Raw genomic sequence first — 18,703 nt, 5'->3', positions numbered from 1 at the left:
AACGCCCAGGGTGCGCTCCGCCGTCGTGCACGGGGGTTGTCCCCCGTGTCGTCCGCGTTCAGCGCGCGGCGGGCGTCCCGGCCTCGGTGTCCTGGGCGGCCTCCTCCTGCCCGACGACGCCGCGCGGCGCCTGCGGTCCGGCCACCTTCGCCGCGCCTCGAGCGGGCGCGGACACCACCTGGATCGCGATGACCAGGACGGCCGCGACCAGGGCGATCACGAGGATCGTCGTCCCGCTCGGGTAGCGCGAGAAGACGAGGACCGTGAGCGCACCGGCGAGGACCAGCGCGATCAGGGCCCAGCGCAGCTTCGCGACCCAGACCTCGAACGGGTGCGGAGCGCGGCCGCTGTCCCCCGCATGGCCACGGCTGACGGCGCGTACCAGCCAGTTGAAGCCGCCTCGCACCGCGACCGCCGACCGGCTGGGACCCGTGAGGTACGCCGCGAGCGCGATCACCAGACCGAACGCGAACACCGCGCGCAGCGACGTGCGCAGCGGGACGAGGACCGCGTCGATCAGGGCGGTCGCCGCCGACGGGGTCAGGACGTCGGGCGGCACCTCGCGCAGGTACAGCGAACGGCCGACCGTGATCGCGAGCGCGAGGACCGCCATCGCGGCGATGTACGCGACACCCGCCAGGACCACGGTGCGGCGGCGGCCGCCGCGCGGAGCGGCCCACACGGCCCCGGCAGCGACGAGGAGCGAGAGCCACGGCAGGACGTTCGCCGCCGTGTTCAGGAAGGCCACCGCACGCTGGGCCTTGACGACGTCCTGCGAGGTGAACAGCACGAACTGCGGGTTGATCGACGGCAGGTTCTCGACGAACGTGAAGCCTCGCGCCGAGAGCCGCTTGCTGACCTCGTCGATCATGGGTCCGAGCGAGAGCGTGACCTGCCCGTCCGCGTTCGCCGTGACCGCCGTCCCGCCCTCGCCCGTGAGGACCGAGACGAGGTTCTTGTGGGCCTGGCGGTTCGCGACGATCCACAGCTCCTCGAACGTGGGCGACGTGATCATGCGGTCGACGGTCGAGCGCACGAAGGACTCCCCCTGGCTCGCGAGGAGCGGTGCCAGGGCCTGCACCTGGGGAGGCACCTGCTCGACGTTCTGCGTGAGCGTCGCGAGGGCCTCGGTCGTGACCTTCTCGAGGTCGATCCGCTCGAGGATCGCGTCGCCCACCTTGGCGCTGATCTCGGCCTGGATCGCGGGGTCCGAGCCCAGCGGGGTCACGGTCGCCACGTACTTGTCGGTGTCGAGGATCTCGGCGCGCACGTACCGCGCGAGGACCGAACCGAGCATGAGGACACCCGCCAGGACGAGGAGGACCGTGACGGCCGTCCACCGCAGCCACGCGCCACGGTGAGGCGTGGCTGCCGCGCCGGCGGTCGAGGCCGGGTCGGTGCGCTCGGCGCGCAGGCGCCGGACCTCGGCACGCAGGGCCTCGAGCTCTGCTCGTTCGGAGTCGCTGATCGTGGGCTCGCTCGGGATCGTCGCCATCGTCTTCTCCTGTCAGCGCGCTGCTGGGACCCATCCTTGCGCAGGACGACGCAGAGCGCCCACGATGGCACCGGCCGCCGAGGGCCCCGCCCCCGCTCGCCACCGGTGACCGCCCCCGACGCCGACGGGGACCGGGCGGGCGCCCACCACGACCGACGGCGGAGGGCCGGGCTCCCTGGGGAACCCGGCCCTCCGCCGTCGGGACCCCTTCTCAGGGGCTCACGCGTCCGCTCAGTAGCGGTAGTGCTCCGGCTTGTACGGCCCCTCGACGGGGATGCCGAGGTAGTCCGCCTGGTTCTTCGAGAGCTCGGTGAGGCGCACGCCCAGCGCGTCGAGGTGCAGACGCGCGACCTTCTCGTCGAGGACCTTGGGCAGGCGGTAGACCTGGCGCTCGTAGGTCCGCTCGCCCTCCGGGCGCTTGCTGTCCTCGAAGAGCTCGATCTGGCCGATGACCTGGTTCGAGAACGAGTTGCTCATGACGAACGACGGGTGGCCCGTCGCGTTGCCCAGGTTGAGCAGGCGTCCCTCCGACAGGACGATGATCGAGCGCGGGTCCTCGCCCGCGCCGGCGGGGAACGTCCACTCGTGGACCTGAGGCTTGATCTCGGTGCGCGTGACGCCCGGGATCTCGGCGAGCCCGGCCATGTCGATCTCGTTGTCGAAGTGACCGATGTTCCCGACGATCGCCTTGTTCTTCATCGCGGCCATGTGCTCGGCCGTGACCACGTCCTTGTTGCCCGTGGTCGTGATGAAGAAGTCGGCCTCACCCAGGACGTCCTCGATGCGCGCGACCTGGAAGCCGTCCATCGCGGCCTGCAGCGCGCAGATCGGGTCGACCTCGGACACGATGACGCGCGCGCCCTGGCCACGGAACGCCTCGGCAGCGCCCTTGCCCACGTCGCCGTAGCCCGCGACGAACGCGACCTTGCCGCCCATGAGGACGTCGGTCGCACGGTTGATGCCGTCGGGCAGCGAGTGGCGGATGCCGTACTTGTTGTCGAACTTCGACTTGGTGACCGAGTCGTTGACGTTGATCGCCGGGAAGAGCAGCTCGCCCGACTCGGCGAGCTGGTACAGGCGGTGCACGCCCGTGGTCGTCTCCTCGGTCACGCCGAGCAGCTGCTCCGCGATGCCCGTCCAGCGCAGCGGGTCGGCCGCGAGCGCACGACGCAGGACCGAGCGCACGACGTTCATCTCGTGCGTGTGGTCGGGCTCGCCCGGCAGGGTGTCCGGGGGGACGGTGCCGAGGCGCTCGTACTGCAGGCCCAGGTGGACGAGCATCGTGGCGTCGCCGCCGTCGTCGAGGATGAGGTTCGCACCCTCGTCACCCGGCCAGAGCAGGATCTGCTCGGTGCAGTCCCAGTACTCCTCGAGGCTCTCGCCCTTCCACGCGAAGACCGGGACGCCCTGGGGGTCCTCGGGCGTGCCGTAGGGGCCGACGACGATCGCCGCGGCGGCCTCGTCCTGCGTCGAGAAGATGTTGCAGCTCGCCCAGCGCACCTGCGCACCGAGGGCCACGAGGGTCTCGATGAGCACGGCGGTCTGGACCGTCATGTGGAGCGAACCCGCGATGCGCGCGCCGGCGAGCGGCTTCGACTCGCCGAACTCGGCGCGCAGCGCCATGAGGCCCGGCATCTCGTGCTCGGCGAGGCGGATCTGGTGACGGCCCGCTTCGGCGAGGGCCAGGTCGCGGACCTTGTAGCTGCCGGGGACCTCGTCGAAGGAGGCCTGGGCGGTGGGCGTGGCAGAAGACATGGTGCTCCGAACGACGGTTCCGACGGTGTCGCTCCAGAGTACCGGGGGTGAGTCACCGGACGCGGCGGGTGACCACGACGACCCCCGACCGCGCCCTGCCGGGCTCCGAGGCGCCCCCGCCCCCCTCGGCGGGACGGTCCACCACCCTCGACAGGCGCACCGTCCTCCCGGCGCACCGTTCAACTGTTCGCGCGCCCGCGGGATAGCAAAACTCCTTGACCATTTCAAGATCACGAAGCGATAACGATCCCACGAACGGTCAAAGCCGCACGCTAGCAACGATTGAACAGTCAAGCGTCACCCTCGAAACCACCATGCACACCGGTCACTCGGTAGCAATTCGGCCTCGGATCGGGCAGGGTGCTAGAGACAGATCGACCCGCCACCCTCGGCACACGCCGCTCGGAGGCCGGTCACGGCCCGCAGCCTCTCGCGGCGGCCACCCACCCGGGTGGCCCCCGGCAGCGGGCCTCGATCCGGTGGACCGTGACGCGCCTTGCGGCGCTGAGCGCACCGGGAGGTCGCAGCCAGGTCACCCTGGCGCCCTCCACGGAGCGTTCCGGACCCGCCACGACACCTGGAAGGTGGCGAGACCCGCCAGCATGACCAGCAGCACCAGCACGAGCACCGAGCCACCCACGAGCACCACCCCCGTCCTCATCCCGGTCGAGACCGAGCCCTTCCCCGGCGCCCACGGCGCCGCGCCCCTGCCCGACGACCGGCCCGTGGCCGTGAGCGTCCAGGGGGTCTACAAGGTCTTCGGCCGCCGCCCGGCCGAGGCCGTGCGGCGCCTCCAGGACGGCGCGAGCCGCGCCGACGTCAAGTCCCTGGGCACGGCCGCCGTCATCGATGCGAGCTTCGACGTCAAGCAGGGCGAGATCTTCGTCGTCATGGGCCTGTCGGGCTCGGGCAAGTCGACGCTCATCCGCATGCTCAACGGTCTGTGGAAGCCCACGGCCGGCCACGTCCTCCTGGGCGACGACGACCTCGCGACCGTCAACGCCAAGCAGCTGCGCGCCCTGCGTCGCAGCCGCGTGAGCATGGTCTTCCAGCACTTCGCGCTCCTCCCCCACCGCACGGTCCTGGACAACGCGGCCTACCCGCTGGAGATCCAGGGCATGGGCAAGGCCGAGCGGCGCGAGAAGGCGCAGCAGGCGCTCGACCTCGTCGGCCTCGGCGGCTGGCAGGACTCGCTGCCGTCCCAGCTCTCGGGCGGCATGCGCCAGCGCGTGGGACTTGCCCGTGCCCTGGCCGCGGACACCGACGTGCTGCTCATGGACGAGGCGTTCTCCGCGCTCGACCCGCTCATCCGGCGCGAGATGCAGGAGCAGCTCCTCGACCTGCAGCAGACGCTCGGCAAGACCATCGTCTTCATCACGCACGACCTCAACGAGGCCATGCACCTGGGCGACCGGATCGCCGTCATGCGCGACGGCCGCACGGTCCAGATCGGCACGGCCGAGGAGATCCTGTCCGACCCGGCGAACGACTACGTCGCGCAGTTCGTCGCCGACGTCGACCGCACCCGCGTCCTGACCGCCTCGTCGGTCATGGTCCGCCCCACCGCGGTCGTCCCGCTCGGCGGCGGCCCGCGCGTCGCGAGCCGCACCATGCGCGAGGCGCAGGTCTCGGCGGCCTACGTCGTCGACCGTCAACGCGTCCTGCGCGGCGTCGTCCGCGACGCGGACGCGGTCGCGCTGCTCAAGTCGAGCGGTGACCACGCCACGAGCATCGAGTCGATCGTGCACGACGGCGTGGCTCCCGTGAGCGTCGACACCCCCCTCGCGGAGCTCTTCGCCCCGGCGGCCGAGTCGCCCCTGCCCGTCGCCGTGACGGACGACAAGAACCGGCTCGTCGGCGTGATCCCGCGCGTGACGCTGCTCGAGGCCATGGTGCCGCCCACGCTCGAGGAACCCGACGCCGTCGGGCCCGACGAGGACCCCGGGTCCGGCCCGGGCGAGCGCCCCTCGACCGAGGGTGAGCCCGCCACAGGACCGGTCCGCACCAGGGAAGGAGCGGACGCGTGAGCACCACCGACACGTTCGTCCCCCGTGTGCCCCTCGGCGACTGGGTCGCCGTCTTCGTCGAATGGCTGACCGCGACGTTCAAGCCGTTCTTCGCGGTCGTCAAGGACGTCCTGCTGGGCTGCTACGACGCTCTCGCCGCAGTGCTCCAGGGTCCGCCCTTCCTCGTCGTCGCCCTCGTGCTCGCAGCCCTGGCGTTCTTCGCCAAGGGCTGGAAGCTGGGCGTCACGGCCCTCGTCGGATTCGTCGTCATCGCGAGCGTCGACCAGTGGGACAACGCCATGGACACGCTGGCGCTCGTGCTCGTCGCGAGCGCGATCGCGCTGCTCATCGGCATCCCGCTGGGCATCTGGGCCGCCCGCAACGACACCGTCTCGCGGGTCCTGCGCCCCGTGCTCGACTTCATGCAGACGATGCCCGCGTTCGTGTACCTCATCCCGACGGTCATCATCTTCCTCACGGGAGCCGTCCCGGGCATCGTCGCGACCGTCGTGTTCGCGCTCGCTCCCGGCGTCCGCTTCACCGAGCTGGGCATCCGTCAGGTCGATCGGGAGGTCGTCGAGGCCGGGCACGCGTTCGGCTCCACGCCGGGGCGCATCCTGCGCCAGATCCAGCTCCCCCTCGCGATGCCGACCATCATGGCGGGCGTCAACCAGGTCATCATGCTCTCGCTCTCGATGGTCGTGATCTCCGGTATGGTCGGCGCGGCCGGCCTGGGACGCGACGTCGTCGCGGCCCTCCAGCGGGTCAACATCTCGCTCGGCTTCGAGGCGGGTCTGTCGGTCGTGATCCTCGCGATCTTCCTCGACCGCGTGACCTCGGCCCTCAGCACGCGCTCGCCCGTCGCCAAGGCCCTCGCGGCCACCGCGGTCTGAGACGCCCCGGTCGGGGCCGGCACCCGTCGTCCGGCCCCGACCCCCGCACCGCACCACCCCACGCTTCCCGTACCACCACCAACCCAGGCGGGCACCGCCGTACCTGCGGCCTGCCCACCGAAGGAAGGACACCATGTCTCCCGCACGTCACCACCAGGCTCGTCGTCGCACCGCGATCGTCGCGTCCACGCTCGCCCTCGGGCTCGGCCTGTCGGCCTGCGCCTCGGGCACCGACGCCGGCTCCGGAGGCGGGGCCGACAAGGACATCACGATCGCGATCCACTCGGGCTGGGACGAGGGCATCGCGGTGTCGCACCTGTTCAAGGCCATCCTCGAGGACGAGGGCTACACCGTCCGCACCGAGACGGCCGACCCCGGCGTCGTCTACACGGGCATGGCCGGAGGCGACTTCGACGTCAACTTCGACATGTGGCTGCCCCTCACGCACGCCGACTACAAGAAGCAGTACGGCGACGACCTCGAGGACCTCGGCTACTGGTACGACGACGCCAAGCTGACCATCGCCGTCAACGAGGACGCGCCGATCGACAGCATCGACGAGCTCGCCGCGAACGCCGACCTGTTCGGCAACCGCATCGTCGGCATCGAGTCCGGTGCGGGCCTGACCCGCATCACGCAGGACGAGGCCATCCCGGCCTACGGCCTGGAGGGTCTGGACTTCGTCATCTCCTCGACCCCGGCCATGCTCGCCGAGCTCAAGGGCGCGACCGACGCGGGCGAGAACGTCGCCGTCACGCTGTGGCGCCCGCACTGGGCCTACGACGCCTTCCCCGTCAAGGACCTCGAGGACCCCGAGGGCGCCATGGGCGAGGCCGAGAAGATCCACTCGGTCGCCCGCACGGGCTTCACCGAGGACCACCCCGACGTCGCGTCGTGGATCTCCGCGCTCACGCTGAGCGACGAGCAGCTCTTCTCGCTCGAGAACATCATGTTCAACGAGAACGAGGGCGCGGACAACGACGCCTCGGTGCGCGAGTGGCTCGACGCCAACCCGACGTTCGTCGACGACCTCAAGGCCGCCGCGGAGGCCTGAGCCTCCTCGGGACGAACACGAGAGGCCGGCACCCCCTGCGGGGTGCCGGCCTCTGGCGCGTCCCGGGCCCGACGGCGGAGGCGGGCTCGCGCGCCGGAGCCCACCTCCGCCGTCGGGCAGCGGACTCGCGCTACGCCGTCGGGATGTCGGGCGCGGGCTCCGCCCGGCGCAGGTCCGGCTCGAGGTAGATGGCGTGCGCGATGGGCACCGCCGCGCGGACGCGGACCTCGGCGGCGTCGATCGCGCGGGCGATCGACGCCCCGTCCGCGGTCGCGGTGACCTCGATCTTGGCCGCGACGAGCAGCTCCTCGGGCCCGAGGTGCAGCGTCTTGAGGTGGATCACGGACGCGACGCCCTCTCCCACGAGGGCCGCGCGGATCGCGGCGACGTCGTCACGGCTCGCCGCTTCTCCGAGCAGGAGCGACTTGGTCTCCACGGCCAGCACGATCGCGATGAGGACCAGCAGGATGCCGATGCACGCGGTTCCCGCGGCGTCGTAGCGTCCGTCGTCCGTGACCAGGGTCAGGCCCACCCCGCCGAGGGCCAGGACGAGGCCGATCAGCGCACCGAAGTCCTCGAGCAGCACCACGGGAAGCTCGGGCGCCTTGGCGTTGCGCACGAACGAGGGCCACGACTGCTGGCCTCGCACGGTGTTCGACTCGCGGATCGCGGTGCGGAACGAGAACCCCTCCATGCCGATCGCCACCAGCAGCACCGCGATGGGCACCCACTGCCACTCGGTGATGGGGTGCGGGTCCTCCCACTTGTGCCAGGCCTCGTAGAGCGCGAACAGGCCACCGACCGTGAACAGCACGATCGAGACGATGAACGCGTAGACGTACCGCTCGCGCCCGTAGCCGAACGGGTGCTCCTCGTCCGCCGCCCGCCGGGACTTCTTGCCGCCCAGCAGGAGCAGCGCCTGGTTGCCCGAGTCGGCGAGCGAGTGGACCCCCTCGGCGAGCATCGACGACGCCCCCGTGAGTCCCCAGGCGATGAACTTGGTGACCGCGATGCCCATGTTCGCGAGCAGGGCCGCGATCACCGCCCGGTTGCCTCCATGAGCTGACATGTCGTGGCTCTCCTTCGACTCGGACGACGCGGGTCCGGCCCGTGGCGCGTGCTCGGTCCAGCATCGCACCGCGGGCCGCACGGCAGGACGAGGAGCGTGGGAACACGCCGCGAGCCCGGCCCCGTCAGGGGGGCCGGGCTCGTGGTCGTCGTCCCTCGACGGCCGCAGGTCCTCAGAGGGACCGCGCGTCCCCCTCGAGCAGGACGGGGATGCCGTCGCGCACCGGGTAGGCGAGCGGCCGCTCCGGGTCCGTCGAGTGCAGCTCGGGGCTGCCGTCCGGGGCCGTGCCGTCCACGAGGGTGGCTCCGGTCACGGGGCACCGCAGCGCCTCGCGGACCCATGCGTCGAGGGTGACGGCCTCAGGGGTGCTCGGCGTCGTGTCGTTGCTCATGTGCTCGGTCTCAGCTCTCGTCGTCGGTGGCGTTGTTCGCGGTCGCGTTGTTCGCGGTGGCGTTGTTCGCGGTGGCACGGACGAGCGACAGGACGTCGTCGCGCACCTTCTCCATGATGTCCTCGTCCGCGGCCTCGACGTTGAGCCGCAGCAGCGGCTCGGTGTTGGACGCGCGCAGGTTGAACCACCACTGCGGGTGGGAACCCCAGTGGGAGACGGTGAGGCCGTCGAGCTCGTCGACCTCGACCGGCCCGGCACCTTCCTCGGTCACGTACGCCTGGACCACCCGGGCCCGGGCGGCGGGGACGTCGGAGACCTGGGAGTTGATCTCGCCGCTCGCCGAGTAGGGCTCGTAGACCTCGGCGAGTGCGGACAACGGGTGCTCCTGCCCGCCCAGGGCCGCGAGCACGTGCAGGGCCGCGAGCATGCCCGTGTCCGCGAAGAAGAAGTCACGGAAGTAGTAGTGGGCGCTGTGCTCCCCGCCGAACACCGCGTCGTTGTCGGCCATCTGCGCCTTGATGAACGAGTGGCCCACGCGCGTGCGGACGACCTTCGCGCCCGCCGCGGTCATGAAGTCCGGGACTGCACGCGACGTGATGAGGTTGTGGATGATCGTCGGGACCCGCCCGGCGGCCTTCTCGCGCTCGACCTCGCGCAGCCCCACCAGGGCCGTGATCGCGGACGGGGACACGGGGTCGCCGTGCTCGTCGATCACGAAGCAGCGGTCGGCGTCGCCGTCGAACGCCAGGCCCAGGTCCGCGTCGTGCTCGACGACGGCGGCCTGGAGGTCCACCAGGTTCTTGGGGTCGAGCGGGTTCGCCTCGTGGTTCGGGAAGGTCCCGTCGAGCTCGAAGTACAGGGGCACGATGTCGAGCGGCAGCGCCTCGAGACCTGCTGCGGTCCCCAGGACCGCAGGGGCCGTGTAGCCGCCCATGCCGTTGCCCGCGTCGATCACGACCTTGAGCGGGCGGATGGCCCGAAGGTCCACGAGCGAGCGCAGGAACGCCGCGTAGTCGGCGAGCATGTCGCGGCCCGTGATCTCGCCTCGGTCCGCGACCGGGGTGGGCAGCTCGCCGTCGAGGTACTCCTGGGCGAGCTCGCGCACCGCGACCAGACCCGAGTCCTGGCCCACGGGGCGGGCGCCCGCACGGCACAGCTTGATGCCGTTGTAGACCGCGGGGTTGTGCGACGCGGTGAACATCGCACCGGGGATGTCCAGCGCGCCCGACGCGTAGTAGAGGCCGTCGGTCGAGCACAGACCGATCCGCAGCACGTCCACGCCCGCGTCCGCGAGTCCCTGGGCGAACGCGTCGACGAGGTCGGGGCCGCTGTCACGCATGTCCCGCCCGACGGCGACGCTCGGGCGCGGAGCAGGCTCGCCCTCGGTGGTGGCCTCGGGCAGGACGACGACGCGGGCGAACGCCGCGCCGATCGCTCGGGCGACCTGCGGGTTGAACTGGTCCGGGACGGTGCCTCGGACGTCGTAGGCCTTGATCAGCTGGGTCAGGTCGATGGGCACCGGTTCAGCCTAGCCGGGAAACGGGGCGTGGGGTTCAGTCGCCCTCGGCGCGCAGCACCCGCAGGTGACCTCGCCGCCCGACCTCGGTGACGTCGTCGGGCTCGGGGCCGGGGCGCGGACGGCCCGCCTCGCGGACCGCCTCGGCGAGCGCCGAGAGGTCGTCGGCACTCGGGCCGGTCTCGACGAAGTGCTGCGCGAGACGAACGACCTCCCACCCGCGGGGGGCCGTGAGACGCTCGGCGTGCTCCGAGCAGAGGTCGTAGCTGTGGGGCTCGGCCAGGTGGGCCAGGGGCCCGAGCACGGCGGTCGAGTCCGCGTAGACGTAGGTGAGGGTCGCCACCGAGGCACGGGTGCATGCGGTGCGCGAGCACTGTCTGACGGATCTCACGCGCTGACACTACGCCCTGCACGGTGGTCGCGGTGCCATACACGCCGGGCGCGCATCCTGCACGTCGTGGTCGGGGCGCGGGGACGGCGGTTCGTCTACGCTCGGAGGCGTGCCCGGTCATTCGCCCTCCCCCGCCCCGCACGGCTCGCGCCGTCGCCCCGAGAAGCCCTCGTCCGACGCCCCCGCACCGCTCGTCGCCTCGTTGCGCATCCCTGCCCGCGGCCCGGACCTCAACGACGTCGGGCCGCACCCGCGCCGCCGGGACCGCCGAGGCCGCGGTATCCGGGGACCGCTCCTCCCGCCGTCGGCCCCGGCGAACCGCACGCGCGGCGAGAAGTTCGACGAGCAGGTGATCGCGACCATCGGCCTGCTCGAGCGGGACTGGTCCCGACAGCTCCACGGCACCGAGTTCGCGGTCGAGGACGTCCCCCCTTCGGACCCCGCTCCCTGGGAGGACGCGGGCGTCCCGCTCGGGCGCTACTTCCCCGCCGACGCCGGGCAGCCGGCCCGCATCGTCGTCTACCGTCGCCCCGTCGAGTCCCGGGCGTTCGACGACGACGACCTGTCCGACCTGGTGCGCGACGTCGTCGTCGAGCAGGTCGCGCACATGCTCGCGCGCACCCCCGAGGAGATCGACCCTCGCTACCAGGGCGGCCGCTGACGGGTCAGTCGGGCAGGCCCGCGGTCCGGGTGGCGCGCACGTCCACGCTCCCCTGGCTCGCGGCCGGGGAGACCGGCAGGAGGACGGACACCAAGGTGCCCGGCGCCCCCTCCGGAGCGCCCGTGAGCGGAGGCCCCGTGGTGAGGAGGACCGACCAGACGGGCTCCGCCCCCGTCGTGGTGGCGCCCTGCTCCTGGTCCGCGTCGAGGGTCAGGACGGCAGGCTCGGTCCCGGCCCCCAGCCCGCCGACGTCGAACGTGACGGTCGACCCGGCGGGGACGTCGAGCACCGTCTCCCCCAGCAGGGCGCCGTCCGGACCGTACGCGCGCAGCGTGCCCCGGAAGGCACCCGTCGGGTCGGAGTCCTCGGAGCGTTCGCGAGGGACCGCGCCCACCCGCACCACGCCCGACGTGCCCGGCACGAGCGTCACGGTCCCGCGGTCGGGGGTTCGCCGGGTCGGGTCGGGCACGTCCTCGGGGTCCATGTCGACGGTGGCGGCGGTCGCGGCCGGGACGACGGCGGTCGACGCGAGCCACGCACGATCGACCTGCGCAGCGCCGGCCGGCGAGTCCTGGGCCGTGTCGCCCGCTCGGGCCTCGACCGCACCCGTCACGACCGGCACCGTCGCGTCCACGACCACCGTGTACGCCCCTGCGGGCAGCCCGCCCAGGGACTGGTCGGTCACGACCCCCGGGGCCAGCTCGACCTGCTCGCCGCCACGCACGCGGACCCGGCCGTCCGCCCCGTAGACCGTCAGCGTCGCGGTCCCTGCCTCCGCCCCGGGAGCAAGAAGCCTGACCTGGGGAGCGAGCGCGTCGTCGACGGCCTCCCCCGTGCTCGTGAACCCGACGGCCGTGCTGCGGGCCGGCGCGGCCCCCGGGACGACGTAGTCGACCCCGAGCGGCACCAGACCCGCCAACGTGCTGTGCTGCAGGTAGGCCGCGACCGTCCCACCCGTCGACTCGACCCGGACCGCGAGCCGGCGCTGCTCGGGCGCGGACGCCTCGACGAGCGTCACGACCTCCCCGCCCGGCGGGACCAGGTACTGCCCGCCGCCGCTCAGGACCACCGGCCCACCAGGACCCCACACGCTGAGCCGCACGGTCGCGGGAGTGCGCCCGGGGTTCTGGAGCACGAGCTGCGCGCTGCTGCCGACCTCGGTGCTGCCCCCGACGAGCCAGTGGTCGATGTCCGGCGCGGCGCAGCTCGCCGCCGCGAGCCCGCGCAGGTCGCCCGCGGTCGTCGTCGAACCCACGGAGGCCGCGACACGAGTGTCCGCCGGCATCCCGGCGCCGACCCGGACCGCCTGGCCGTCGGTCACGTCGGCCAACGAGACGACCGTGGCCCCGGCGCCGTCGTGCTCGAGCGGCGCGGCGTCGAGCGCTTCGAGCCCCGTGAGCGTCACGGGCGTCTCACCCGGATCCCCCGTCGTCGACCCCGTACCGACCACACCGGCACGCAGCACGGCCGTCGTCTCGACGGGGGCGGCACCGAACTGCGCGTCCCCGACCTGCGCCGAGTCCGCCAGACGCACCGGGGCGGGGCACACGAGGGTGCGCTCGGGCGTCGAGGACTCGATCCGCTCGACGTCGGGCACGGCGCCTGCGACGGTTCCGAAGCCTCCTGGCAGCCCGACGGCGGCCACGGCCCCCGTGAGGGCGACGGCCACGAGGCCGGTACCGATCGTCGCCACCCGGCGCAGCACAGGGTGAGGTCTGGAGGATCTGGGGGTCACGGGCACTACCTCGTTCCGGTCCGACGACGTCCCACCGGTACGGCGAGGAGCACGAAGATCAGCAGGGTCAGGCCGGCCGCCGCGAGCCAGGGCAGCCGGTGGGCGGGGACGAAGTCGATCGACAGCGTGCCGCCCTCAGGGCCGAGGAGGAAGGCCTGGCGGCCGTCGACCTCGGCGCGCTCGAGCAGGCGTCCGTCGAGCGTCGCGCTCCAGCCGGGGTCCGCGGTCTCGGCGAGCACGATCGCCCGCGCTGCCCCGCCCCCCTCGACACGGGTCGTGACGGTCTTGTCGTCGGCGGGAAGGAGCCGCTCGACCGCGACGGGCTCGTCGTCCTCCTGGCCCGTGATCGGCAGGCCGGCGACCACGCGGGCCCACGCCGGGGCGTCCGTCTCCTGCGGCCCCGGAGCGACCCGCCACAGCACCGCGGCCTGACCCTCGGTCACCCGTTCGAGCCCGGGCACCATGTCCAGGCGCGCCACGAGCTCGGCACGCTCGCGCGCGGCGACCGCGTCCTCGCTCGTCGGGGCAGGCAGCAGGACCGCACCCACCCCCAGGTCGCCCAGCTCGCGCGCCGCACCGGCAGCGCTGCCGGTCGCCATGCCCGCCACGACCGTCGGCAGGTCGCCCTGCGCGTAGGCGGGATCGGTCATGGCCCGCGCCTGCACCACGCTCGACGCGTCGATCATCTGCGGCCCGTCCCCACGGAGCAGGGCGTACTCGACGACCCCGCCCGGGGCGAGCTCGAGCGACAGGACGCGCACCTCACGATCGGAGTCCTGCATCTGCTGCCCCACCTTCGGGACGACGGGCTCGGCCACGACGACCAGGTCACCGACCGCACCGTCCTGGTCGGTCGCCGCCAGCGTCCACGACGCCACCGACGCGACGGGGACCGCGACCGCGACCAGTGCGAGCAGGGCGACGCCACCTGTCCGCCACCCGGCGAGCGTGCGAGCGCGGCGGGCCGTGCGACGGGAGCCGTCCTCCGCCGGCGGCAGCGCCTCCGCCGCACTCGACGAAGGCTCGGCGGGCGCCTGCTCGACGAGCTGCGCCGCGTCGGCGTGCTCGGCCGGCAGGGCCACCGATCGCTCCGGACGCAGCCCGGGAGCTCCCAGCAGCGCCGCACCCAGCAGCCCCAGCAGGACGACAGAGACCCCCACCCCGGGCCAGCCGTGGACGGCCCCGTCGGCCGAGACCGCGACCTCGATCGCTCCCGTCACCACGGCGGCGGCCAGACCCAGCGCGGCGACGAACCACGCGCAGGCCACGCCTGCCACGCGAGCGCGGAAGAGGGCGAGCAGTGCGAGCACGGCGACCAGGGCGCCCGTCGCCAGGGGTGCGAGACGAGCGACCTCGCCGAGCACACCACCCTCGAGGCCGAACCACGGGGCCCCCTCCACCGGCATGCCGAGGAGCTGCTGCCACGCCGGCGCCGCGTCGGAGCCGACCGGCACGCCCGGTCCGGTCGCGAGCAGGCGCCACCCGCCGTCGGTCCAGGTGGAGCCGACGCGGTACCAGAAGGGGGCGAGGAGCACGAGCGAGGGGAACAGGACCAGGAACAGGTATCGGCGGTGCTGGCGCGCCCCGACCGCGACCACCGCCAGGGCCAGGACGAACAGCGGGAAGAGGATCGGAGCGCCGCACACGGCGACGAGCAGGGCCAGACCTGCGGCCGCGGCGGCCCCGACCGATCCTTGCCGCCGTCGACGCAGGGCACGGCGACCTGCGGGCACGGCCCGGCCGCTGGTCGGTCCGAGCGTGGGGCTCAGCTCGTCGTACGCGTGGACCCCCAGCGCGCGCAGGACCCCCAGCGCGACCCACGGCAGGGCCGCGTGCGCCACGAGGGCACCGAGCCGTCCGCCCCCGAGCGCGAGCACGAAGGACGGCGCCGCCACCCACACGATCGCGGCCCAGGCTCGCAGCCAGACGGACCGGGTCACTCCCCCGGCCCCGAACCAGGCACCCAGCCCGGCCACCACGATCGACAGCACCACCAGGACGCCGACCGTCGGCTGCAGCGAGCCACCGCCGAGCAGCGCCAGCGGGAGGAGGAACGTCGTGAACGGGTCGGCGGGCGCGGGCGACCCGAGCCCGTCCGCGACCCAGCCGCCCGTCGCCGCCTGCCAGACCGCGGCGAAGCTCCCGTCGGCAGGCAGCAGCTCCCCACCGACGAAGCGACCACCGGCGACGAGGGTCCCGGAGACCGCGCCGAAGACGACCGCCGTCAGCGCGAGGAGACCGAGCGTCAGCAGTGCGAGCATGGTGCGCCGACGACGCGCGATCGCGCGGAGGTCGGCCCGCTCGAGATCGGTCGGCGCCGTCGAGACCCGGTGCTCCTCGGCGTTCGCCAACCGGTGGTCCCTGCGCTCCCCGAGGACGTCCCGCCAGGTGCCCTGCAGCGGGGCCAGCGCGCGTCGGGGCAGGACGCTCGTCCGGCGGACGGACCGGCGGGACCGAGCGAGCGCGGGGAACCGGAAGACGGCCCAGAGCGGGGCGAGGAGCTCGTCGCGTGCCTGCGCGGGTCGCTTGATCGCGAGGCGGTACATGGCCTGGAAGGGAGCCCACAGGATCATGGCGATCACGGCGGGCACGAGCATCGGCCAGGCGACGCTCACGAGCCGGTAGTGCAGGTGGCTGCGCCGCCGGGGCCCGTACGACGCCTCGACGTCCGGCACCCGGGGTTCGTCCTCGTCCTCGTGGTGACCTTCGGCGCGCAGGTCGAGGAGCGAGGCCTGCGCATGCCGGACCACCGCGCGCGGGACGACCACGACGCGGTGCCCGGCCAGACGCGCACGACGACAGAAGTCGAGCCCGTCGCCGAACACCCCGAGCTCCGGGTCGGTACCGTCCAACGCCTGCCAGACCGAGGTGCGCACCAGGGCCCCCGCGAGACCCACGGCGAAGACGTCCTCGCGGGCGTCGTGCTGCCCCTGGTCGATCTCGTGCTCGTCGATCCCCGTCATCCTGCGCCCGAGCGGCGACGTCGTGAACCCGACCTCCAGGAGCACCCCGTCGGAGTCCCCGTCCAGGTCCCATCGGCGCTGCTTCGCGCCGGCGATCGCCACGGCGTTCGAGTGCTCGACCGCCCGGAGCTGCTCGGCCAGGGCCCCGGCGTCGGGGGCGGAGTCGTCGTGCAGGAGCCAGATCCAGGTCGGCGGGTCCTGCGCGCCACGAGACGCGAGCGCGATGTCCACGGCCTGCCCGAAGGTGCGCGCGTGCGGGGCTGCGAGGAACCGCGCGCCACCGAGCTGGAGCTCCTGGTACTCGCTCATGGCCTGCGACGCCGCGACGTCCACCACGATCACGGCGTCCGGTGCGACCGACTGGGACCGGACGGCGTCGAGCGTGTGCGGCAGGTAGCGGGTCCGGCCCTGGGTGACGACCACTGCTGTCACCGAGACGACGGCGGGCACGGAGCCGGTCACCGCCGTGACGGCATGGGGCGATGCACCACGTGCGCGCTGCTGCGCCGCACCTGGCTGGTGGTAGGGGTCGGTCACCGTGGTCGTGTCTGAAGAAGTCATCCTGGCGACATCATGACCCGCGTCCGGCGCAGATCGTGGGACCTCGACACGGCAGGTCGTCTACCCGAGCGACAGTTCGCCCGCTCCCCACCCGAGGGGCAGGAACGTGCTCAGACCACCCGGCGCTTGAGCTTGCGGCGCTCGCGCTCGGAGAGCCCGCCCCAGATCCCGAACCGCTCGTCGTGCTCGAGCGCGTACTCGAGGCACTCGGCCCGGACCTCGCAGCCCGTGCAGACCTTCTTGGCCTCGCGGGTCGATCCCCCCTTCTCGGGGAAGAACGCCTCGGGGTCGGTCTGGGCGCACAGCGCGCGCTCCTGCCAACCCATGAGCCCGTCGTCGACCACCTCGCCGAAGAGAGGCAGCACAGGAGCCACCGTCTCTACCGGCTGACCTGCATCCGAGGGAAAGGCCCCCAGATCATCGCCCAGCACGTTCCACATGATGCGCCCCTTCATGCCGTTATATGAAAACTGCATTAGAGAAATTACACGCGTGTCATCCACGTCCGTCAAGCCGAAATGTGCTATCCGGGCGATTCGGTGGGTGAAATCACGACGTCGGACGTCTCGGCGCGCCCTAGGCTGGGCCGCATGGCCGCATCCTCGACCCCTCCTATGCACATCGCTGACCTGCAGCGTCTCATCACCCGAGACCCCGGTCGCCCTCGCCTGACCTGGTACGGGGAGGACGGCGAGCGCGTCGAGCTGTCGGGGGCCGTCCTGCACAACTGGGTCAACAAAACCGTCAACCTGCTGGTCGAGGAATTCGACGCCGGCCCCGGCACCCGCGTCGTGCTCGACCTTCCCCCGCACTGGCGCGCGATCGTCTGGGCCCTCGCCACGTGGCGAACCGGTGCCACGCTCGTGGTGCCCTCGCGGACCGCGGGGAGCGACGCCGTCGGGCCGTCGGCGGCGGACGTCGTCGTGACGTCGGACCCCGGTTCCTGGGCGGGCACCGACGCCCAGCTCGTCGCCGTGCCGCTGCCCGCGCTCGCGCGCCGCTTCGACGGCGACCTGCCACCCGGGACGATCGACGCCGGCTCCGCGGTCATGACCTACGGCGACCAGATCGGCTGGGTCGAGGAGATCGACGTCGCATCGGTCGCGATCGAGCCGGACGTCTCCCACGACGGGCTCGTCGCGTGGGCCCTCGCGGGCACCGCGCTCCCGTCGGCGTCCGCACCGCGGGCGCTCGTCGGCGAGCAGCAGGTGCTCGCGCTGCTGCGCCGGACGCTCGAGGCCCTGGCGCTCGACGGATCGGTGGTCGCCACCTCGCCCGCCACCACCGCCTCGCTCGCGAGCGACCCCGTGCGCCTCGGCCGCCTTCGGGAGACCGAGCGCGTCACCCACCCGGCGCACGAGGGCTGAGGCCGGGCACACACACCGCCGATCCGGCGCGAACCGTAGCGACCCGCCCCAACCACCTGTACCGTGGGCCGCCAGTTGCCGTTCCCGCCAATGGCCCTTGACGATGGAGTCGCCGTGCACGACGAGACAGCCCACGACGACGGTCCCGGAGGACTCCTCGACACGACGTCCCAGGAGTACACCCAGCGCCTCCAGGACCTCGAAGGCGCCTCGTGGAAGCGCATGCTCCACGTCCAGGCACCCTACCGGCGCAACATCTCCCGGGCGCTCTCGGGGGCTCGCACGCTCGACCTCGGGTGCGGCATCGGGCGCAACCTCCAGACCCTGAGCGACGACAGCGTCGGCGTCGACCACAATCGGACGTCGGTCGCCTTCTGCCGCACCCGGGGACTCGTCGCCTATCTGCCGGAGACCTTCCGGACCTGGGCGCTCGAGGGCGCCGAGACCTTCGACGGGCTGCTCGTCGCCCACGTCCTCGAGCACCTGCCCCCGGGCACCCAGGAGGCGTTCCTCAGGGACTACCTCCCGTTCCTCGCGCCCGCTGCGCGCGTCGTCCTCATCTGCCCCCAGGAGCGCGGGTTCGCCAGCGACGCCTCGCACCTCGACTACGTCGACGACGCGCGGCTCGTCGACCTGTGCGACCGCCTGGGCCTGATCGTCGACGACTCGCGCTCCTTCCCGCTCCCCCGCCCTGCGGGCAGGGTCTTCAGCCACAACGAGTTCGTGGTCCGCGCACGGGTCCCCGGCCCCGCAGCCTGACCAGACCGCCGCCTCCGGCGAAGGGATCAGGGCCACGCCGGACGGCGGACCACGCCTCGCGACGCCGGTTCGTGCTGGTCCGTCGGG

At 72.8% G+C, this 18,703-nt stretch carries 15 protein-coding genes; 6 read left to right on the top strand and 9 right to left on the bottom strand.

What is annotated here, in order from left to right; translation table 11 throughout:
• Positions 1–58: 58 nt before the first annotated feature.
• Positions 59–1,495, bottom strand: a complete 1,437-nt coding sequence (locus JOD49_RS16725; protein ID WP_205308179.1) for a hypothetical protein — start codon at positions 1,493–1,495, stop codon at positions 59–61.
• A gap of 231 nt (positions 1,496–1,726) precedes the next feature.
• A complete protein-coding gene (gene ahcY / locus JOD49_RS16720; RefSeq protein ID WP_205308178.1) occupies positions 1,727–3,250 on the bottom strand; it encodes an adenosylhomocysteinase in 1,524 nt (507 codons plus the stop codon).
• Positions 3,251–3,852: 602 nt separating this feature from the next.
• Here ahcY and JOD49_RS16715 point away from each other — a divergent pair.
• The 3 genes from JOD49_RS16715 (at position 3,853) to JOD49_RS16705 (ending at position 7,203) form a co-directional block, all read left to right on the top strand.
• Positions 3,853–5,277 carry a quaternary amine ABC transporter ATP-binding protein gene (locus JOD49_RS16715; protein ID WP_205308177.1) on the top strand — a complete coding sequence of 475 codons (1,425 nt, stop codon included), beginning with the start codon at positions 3,853–3,855 and terminating at the stop codon, positions 5,275–5,277.
• Complete coding sequence (locus JOD49_RS16710) at positions 5,274–6,149, top strand: ABC transporter permease (protein WP_205308176.1); 876 nt, start codon at positions 5,274–5,276, stop codon at positions 6,147–6,149. The genes JOD49_RS16715 and JOD49_RS16710 overlap by 4 nt, the downstream gene beginning before the upstream one ends.
• Before the next feature lie 133 nt (positions 6,150–6,282).
• Positions 6,283–7,203 carry a glycine betaine ABC transporter substrate-binding protein gene (locus JOD49_RS16705; protein WP_205308175.1) on the top strand — a complete coding sequence of 307 codons (921 nt, stop codon included), beginning with the start codon at positions 6,283–6,285 and terminating at the stop codon, positions 7,201–7,203.
• 130 nt (positions 7,204–7,333) lie between these two features.
• Here JOD49_RS16705 and JOD49_RS16700 read toward each other — a convergent pair whose 3' ends face one another.
• The 4 genes from JOD49_RS16700 to JOD49_RS16685 form a co-directional block, all read right to left on the bottom strand.
• Positions 7,334–8,272, bottom strand: a complete 939-nt coding sequence (locus JOD49_RS16700) for a cation diffusion facilitator family transporter (RefSeq protein WP_205308174.1) — start codon at positions 8,270–8,272, stop codon at positions 7,334–7,336.
• A 172-nt stretch (positions 8,273–8,444) separates the two neighbouring features.
• Entirely contained in the window at positions 8,445–8,663 is a 219-nt protein-coding gene (locus JOD49_RS16695) for a Trm112 family protein (RefSeq protein ID WP_205308173.1), read from the bottom strand.
• Positions 8,664–8,673: 10 nt separating this feature from the next.
• Positions 8,674–10,182: a phosphomannomutase/phosphoglucomutase gene (locus JOD49_RS16690; RefSeq protein ID WP_205308172.1), complete on the bottom strand. Its 1,509-nt coding sequence runs from the start codon at positions 10,180–10,182 to the stop codon at positions 8,674–8,676.
• Positions 10,183–10,216: 34 nt separating this feature from the next.
• The gene (locus JOD49_RS16685) at positions 10,217–10,570 is read right to left on the bottom strand and encodes a DUF3499 domain-containing protein (RefSeq protein WP_205308171.1); all 354 of its coding nucleotides are present in this window, start codon (positions 10,568–10,570) and stop codon (positions 10,217–10,219) included.
• 109 nt (positions 10,571–10,679) lie between these two features.
• Between JOD49_RS16685 and JOD49_RS16680 the strand changes: the two genes are divergently transcribed.
• Positions 10,680–11,231 carry a metallopeptidase family protein gene (locus JOD49_RS16680; protein ID WP_307822598.1) on the top strand — a complete coding sequence of 184 codons (552 nt, stop codon included), beginning with the start codon at positions 10,680–10,682 and terminating at the stop codon, positions 11,229–11,231.
• A 4-nt stretch (positions 11,232–11,235) separates the two neighbouring features.
• Here JOD49_RS16680 and JOD49_RS16675 read toward each other — a convergent pair whose 3' ends face one another.
• The 3 genes from JOD49_RS16675 to JOD49_RS16665 all read right to left on the bottom strand — a co-directional run bounded on the left by JOD49_RS16675 (position 11,236) and on the right by JOD49_RS16665 (position 16,930).
• Positions 11,236–12,966, bottom strand: a complete 1,731-nt coding sequence (locus tag JOD49_RS16675) for a DUF5719 family protein (RefSeq protein WP_205308170.1) — start codon at positions 12,964–12,966, stop codon at positions 11,236–11,238.
• A 5-nt stretch (positions 12,967–12,971) separates the two neighbouring features.
• On the bottom strand, positions 12,972–16,490 hold the full coding sequence (locus tag JOD49_RS16670; RefSeq protein ID WP_205308169.1) for a glycosyltransferase: 3,519 nt from the start codon (positions 16,488–16,490) through the stop codon (positions 12,972–12,974).
• A gap of 110 nt (positions 16,491–16,600) precedes the next feature.
• Positions 16,601–16,930 carry a WhiB family transcriptional regulator gene (locus tag JOD49_RS16665; RefSeq protein WP_036570549.1) on the bottom strand — a complete coding sequence of 110 codons (330 nt, stop codon included), beginning with the start codon at positions 16,928–16,930 and terminating at the stop codon, positions 16,601–16,603.
• Between the two features lie 150 nt (positions 16,931–17,080).
• Between JOD49_RS16665 and JOD49_RS16660 the strand changes: the two genes are divergently transcribed.
• Together JOD49_RS16660 and JOD49_RS16655 are read left to right on the top strand one after the other, a co-directional pair.
• Complete coding sequence (locus tag JOD49_RS16660; RefSeq protein ID WP_239525244.1) at positions 17,081–17,857, top strand: TIGR03089 family protein; 777 nt, start codon at positions 17,081–17,083, stop codon at positions 17,855–17,857.
• A 114-nt stretch (positions 17,858–17,971) separates the two neighbouring features.
• Entirely contained in the window at positions 17,972–18,616 is a 645-nt protein-coding gene (locus JOD49_RS16655; RefSeq protein ID WP_205308168.1) for a class I SAM-dependent methyltransferase, read from the top strand.
• Positions 18,617–18,703: the final 87 nt, after the last annotated feature.

The organism is Oerskovia jenensis (genome assembly GCF_016907235.1).
GTDB lineage: Bacteria > Actinomycetota > Actinomycetes > Actinomycetales > Cellulomonadaceae > Oerskovia > Oerskovia jenensis.
This window is presented reverse-complemented; position numbering and strand designations above follow the sequence as displayed.

Coding starts and splice junctions, on each gene's coding strand:
- JOD49_RS16660 (WP_239525244.1), top strand. CDS start 17,081: ATGGCCGCATCCTCGACCCCTCCTATGCACATCGCTGACCTGCAGCGT.
- JOD49_RS16670 (WP_205308169.1), bottom strand. CDS start 16,490: ATGACTTCTTCAGACACGACCACGGTGACCGACCCCTACCACCAGCCA.
- ahcY (WP_205308178.1), bottom strand. CDS start 3,250: ATGTCTTCTGCCACGCCCACCGCCCAGGCCTCCTTCGACGAGGTCCCC.
- JOD49_RS16700 (WP_205308174.1), bottom strand. CDS start 8,272: ATGTCAGCTCATGGAGGCAACCGGGCGGTGATCGCGGCCCTGCTCGCG.
- JOD49_RS16725 (WP_205308179.1), bottom strand. CDS start 1,495: ATGGCGACGATCCCGAGCGAGCCCACGATCAGCGACTCCGAACGAGCA.
- JOD49_RS16665 (WP_036570549.1), bottom strand. CDS start 16,930: ATGTGGAACGTGCTGGGCGATGATCTGGGGGCCTTTCCCTCGGATGCA.
- JOD49_RS16695 (WP_205308173.1), bottom strand. CDS start 8,663: ATGAGCAACGACACGACGCCGAGCACCCCTGAGGCCGTCACCCTCGAC.
- JOD49_RS16705 (WP_205308175.1), top strand. CDS start 6,283: ATGTCTCCCGCACGTCACCACCAGGCTCGTCGTCGCACCGCGATCGTC.
- JOD49_RS16715 (WP_205308177.1), top strand. CDS start 3,853: ATGACCAGCAGCACCAGCACGAGCACCGAGCCACCCACGAGCACCACC.